Origin of the sequence: Flavobacterium sp. (assembly GCF_003525665.1) — a bacterium.
In the GTDB taxonomy this organism is placed as follows: domain Bacteria; phylum Bacteroidota; class Bacteroidia; order Flavobacteriales; family Flavobacteriaceae; genus Flavobacterium.
The window spans coordinates 9151-10199 of record NZ_DQDX01000101.1 but is presented as its reverse complement, the minus strand read 5'-3'; the positions used below and the strand labels follow the sequence as shown (position 1 = coordinate 10199).

Annotated in this window: 1 protein-coding gene; it reads right to left on the bottom strand. The window is 39.1% G+C overall.

Annotation, left to right across the window (positions count from 1 at the left end; genetic code table 11):
* Positions 1-26: 26 nt before the first annotated feature.
* The coding region (locus DIU01_RS07330) for an MFS transporter (RefSeq protein ID WP_290832996.1) at positions 27-1049 on the bottom strand (1023 nt) is incomplete at its 5' end.

Below are 1049 nucleotides of genomic sequence, written 5' to 3'. Positions count from 1 at the left end.
CCCGAAACCCGAAACCCGCAACTTTGCTATCCCGAAACTTGCTCTTTCGCAACCAGTCGCATCACCCAAAATCCAGAATAAGTTCCAATCAAACCAAGAATTCCCATAAACAGCCAGTTCATTTGATAGCCATAAGCCGCCACAATTCCCATCCCGATTTTGGCACTCAAAATGTGAGCTGCGCTAAAACTCATCGTAAAAATCGCCATATAGCGACCTTCATGACCTTTTGGCGCACGACTCAAAGCAAACGAATTCGAAAACGGAAACGCAAACATTTCTGCAAAGGTCATAAACAGCATCATGATGATTAGAATTCCTGCCCAAAAATTAATCAACATCAAAAACAAACTCACCGCCATAAAGAAACATCCAATAGAAACAATTTTCACTTTATTCAATTTATTGCGTTCAATATAACTCACAATTGGCATTTCCATAAAGAAAACCAAAACGCCGTTTAAAGTTAAAAGCAACCCAGTTTGAAGCTCAGTAAGATTAAATTGTTCTTTGTGATACAACGGAATTGTTGTGAATAATTGAAAAAATAAAACGCCTGTAACCACGCACATAAATAAGAAAATCCAAAAAGGTTTGTCCTTAAAAACCGATTCTCTATTCGATTCTAAAAGTGCTTTTTCCTCCTTCGATTCGGCTGGTTTTTTCTTCTCTTTTACCAACAACCAAAAAATCGAAATCGCAAGAATACATGTTGCGCCATCGGCCCAAAACAATCCTTTGTAGCCAACAGACATAATTATTAATCCGCCCAAAGCTGGTCCGGCTGCAAACCCAAGATTAATGGCTAGTCGCACCAAAGTTAGGGCTCGCGTTCTATTTTCGGGTTTTGCATACGCGCCGAGTGACACAAACATCGCAGGTCGAAACATATCGGCAACCACCATAATCGTGAAAACGGCAATAGAAATCCCAACGTAACTTGTAATAAATTGTAGTCCAAAAAACATCAAACCGCTTACAAACAAACTAAAAATCATGATTTTATAAAACCCAATTTTATCCGATAATTTTCCGCCAAGCCAAGATCG